Source organism: Terriglobus sp. YAF25 (genome assembly GCF_052113305.1).
GTDB lineage: Bacteria > Acidobacteriota > Terriglobia > Terriglobales > Acidobacteriaceae > Terriglobus.
This window is the reverse complement of the sequence record NZ_JBFRCY010000657.1, coordinates 1-3,216: the sequence shown is the minus strand read 5'-3', so window position 1 is coordinate 3,216 and position 3,216 is coordinate 1. Positions and strand designations below refer to the sequence as shown.

Sequence of the window (3,216 nt, the reverse complement as noted above, 5' to 3'; positions counted from 1 at the left end):
CAACGAGTCCTTCGCGCCAACCGAGGCTGATGAAGCTAACGATCATGACCACTGCGAGAGCCACAAAGAACTTCAGCATGAACTCATCCACTGCTTCACGGATGTTTACTGCCTGATCCGTCACCTTGGTGAAAGTGATGCCGGCAGGAAGATCAGCGGAAATCTTCTTCTGTTCGGCCACAAGAGCTTTACCAAGGTCCAGACCGTTCCAGCCCTCCTTCATCACGATGCTTAGAAGTAAGGCCGGTTGGCCATTATGACGAATAAGGTAGGTTGCGGGATCCTCGTATCCGCGCTTTACATCGGCAACATCGGAGAGCTTGAGGGTGCGCCCGCCGGCGACAATCGGCGTGTCTCGAATCTTCTGGAGATCGTCGAACGCTCCATCCAGGCGAATGTAAACCTGCTGAGCTTTCGTATCGATAGATCCGGATGGAGTGACCGCATTCTCGCGAACCAGCGCGTCGAAAATATCTCGTGCGCTTACTCCCAGCGTCGCGAGCCGTGGATACGAGAACTCGACAAAAATACGTTCCGGCCGTTCTCCTACGATGTCAATCTTTTTTACACCCGGGAGGCCACACCGCTGCAACAGTAAACACCTTAATGGTGAAGCTGGGATCTTCTGCGCGTCCCAGTTTGAGGAAGGCAAAGATACCGGCGGCGGCGATCGCAATCAGCAAGAAGAGAGTGATCGCCTTTTCGCGGACCGCGAGGGCCGAAAGGTTTAGAAACTGCTTCTCGGCATGTTCGCGAACATCGGGTCCAGAGATGCCATGCTCATGGTGCAGCTTTTCGGTGTTGTCTGACGTATAGTGATCGCTCATCGAACTTCTCCCTTGGCTTCTACCCGCACGCGTTCGCCATCGTGAAGGAGATGAACTCCAAGGGCCACGACCTCTTGTCCTGGACGCAGGTTACCGCTGATGGTTGCCAGCTCTTCATCGAGCTGGCGCACTTGTACAGGTTGAAATGACACTGTGGACGTAGGTTGGTTCAGGACCCAGACCCCCGGTCCTCTTCCTCGATCGACGATGGACGACGCCGGTATTTGCAAGATGTCCATTCCCGGATCGCCGGAGAGACGGACGGTAACGGTCGCTCCCAGTGGGGCGTTCGCGGCARCGCCTTCGAGAACATACCGTGCCTCAAAGGTGCGTGTCTGTGGGTCAGCGGCATTAGAAAGCTGCCGCAATCGAACTGGGACTCTCGTCGTGCTGCCGTAGAGGGTTGCGTATGCGGTCGATCCAATCGCCGGTCTCAATGTCTCCGGTAAGCTCACGGTGGCTTCTCTCGGGCCGGATCGGGCAAGCTTAACGACCGTTTGGCCTGCCGCTACCACTTGTCCGGGCTCGACTTCGGTCTCGATAACTACGCCATCCGCATCCGCAACAAGTTGCGAGTAATCGTCCTCATCTCGCGCAACTTGCTCCTGAGCCTTGGCGGCAGCGAGCTCAGCCTGTGCCGCATCGGATGCAGCCTTGATCTGATCGTAGATGGAAGCGGAAACCGCGCCGCTCTTGACCAAACCGCGATACCGGGACTCATCGGCCGCCGCTTGAACAGCTTTTGCCTTCGCTGCAGCGACGGTTTCTGATCGCGCCGTGATGGCATGGACGTAGTCGGTCCGATCGATCGTCATAAGCAGTTGTCCGGCACGGACAAACTGCCCCGTGTCGACTAACCGCTTCGTAACCTTGCCGGGGATTCGGAAGCCCAGATCGCTCTCTACACGCGCAGATACCACGCCCGTGAATGCGCGATCTGCTCCGGAGTGTGAGCTTACTTCAACGATGCGAATCAGCTCCGGCTCCGTTCTCGGGTCTAACTCCCGCTTCTGACTGCAACCAGCCAGGCTGACCACGAGACCGGTAATAACCAGGGCGGCGTAACTGAAATTCATCTTTTTCATATGGCGATCCTTCTTGAAGTTTTCGATTTTGATCATTGGAGCCAGCCGCCCCCGAGAGCGCGATAAGAGCCGACTGCTGCGCGTGCCGCACTCTCTCGAGCTACTGCCAGGTCATCCTTGGCGACAAGCAATTGGCGATCGGCGTCGAGCACATCCGTAAGGCCGATGACTCCCGCGGCATAGGACTCTTCCGAGCGGTCGCGCACACGCTGTAGTTCAGCAATCTCACGAAGGATCTCATTGCGGCGATTCTCCGATTGGACGAGGAGACTGAAGGCGTCTTCAACGTCTTCAGCGGCGTGCAGGACGGAGCTTCGATACTGGAGCAGGGCTTCAGCATTCGCGCCTAGCGCTAGCTGCACTTCTGAGGCGACACGGCCGAAATCGAAGAGTCTCCAGCGAAGACCAACTACACTGGCGGGCTGAAATCCCTGCTGCTCGAAAAGGTGTGCGGGCGCGACCGCCTGAGATCCGACGATGCCTGAAAGGGAGAGCTTGGGATAGTATTCGGCGATTGCCTGGCCAATGTGAGCATTTGAAGCAGCAACCATTCGCTCAGCAGCGATGATGTCAGGTCTCCTGCGTAATAGATCCATGGGCGTGCCGAAGGCGGAAATTTCCGGTACATCGGGAATGTCGGCCACCGACGTCAACTCCGCTGCGTAGGTTCCCGGCTGGGCTCCCATCAGGACATCAAGCCGGTTGAGCTGTGCCTCCAGGGAAACCGTAATCAGTGGAATGGTCGCCCTGGCTTGCGACAGTACAGCTTGTGCCTGAGCCAGTTCGCGGTCAGAAGCGATGCCCGCATCCCTGCGCTGCTGCACGAGCTCGACGAGATGGTTGTCCRTGGCGATTTGCTCTTTGGCAAAGTTCAGGCGAGCTTGTGCGCCACGTATCTGCAGGTAAGCATCGGCGGCTTCCGCAGCCACTGTGATCCTGGTTCCCGTTTGGGATGCTTCAGCTGCCTGGGCTTCAGCAGTTGCCGCCTCGGCTCCTCTTTTCAAACCGCCGAACAGATCTGTTTCCCAACTCGCGGCAATTCCTAAGTCGTAATAGTTCTGATTGCGGTCATAGCCGGGCAGGTGCGAGGCAAGACGACCGGTCGTGCTTTCTGTCGACTGGTGAATTGTGGTGGTCGAAGCATTGAGATTTCCTGCTGGCATCCGCTGCGCTCCTGCTCCCCGTGCAGCGGCGCGCGCCTGCTGCACTCGCGTCATGGCAGCGGCAAGGTCGAGATTCTGGTCCAGTGCCCGCTTCACGATCCTTGTCAGCTCAAGGTCATGGAAGCCTGTCCACCACTGATC

The 3,216-nt window shown here is 57.6% G+C and carries 4 protein-coding genes; all 4 read right to left on the bottom strand.

All coding sequences use genetic code 11. The features are described 5' to 3' along the window. On the bottom strand, positions 1 to 592 hold a 592-nt coding region (locus AB4043_RS21900; protein WP_442308081.1), incomplete at its 3' end, for an efflux RND transporter permease subunit. After that, complete coding sequence (locus AB4043_RS21895) at positions 555 to 827, bottom strand: hypothetical protein (RefSeq protein ID WP_442308080.1); 273 nt, start codon at positions 825 to 827, stop codon at positions 555 to 557. The genes AB4043_RS21895 and AB4043_RS21900, both read right to left, overlap by 38 nt. After that, positions 824 to 1,912, bottom strand: a complete 1,089-nt coding sequence (locus AB4043_RS21890; protein WP_442308079.1) for an efflux RND transporter periplasmic adaptor subunit — start codon at positions 1,910 to 1,912, stop codon at positions 824 to 826. Before AB4043_RS21890 ends, AB4043_RS21895 begins: the two co-directional genes overlap by 4 nt. 32 nt (positions 1,913 to 1,944) lie before the next feature. After that, a partial coding sequence (locus tag AB4043_RS21885) for an efflux transporter outer membrane subunit (RefSeq protein ID WP_442308078.1) occupies positions 1,945 to 3,216 on the bottom strand: 1,272 nt, incomplete at its 5' end.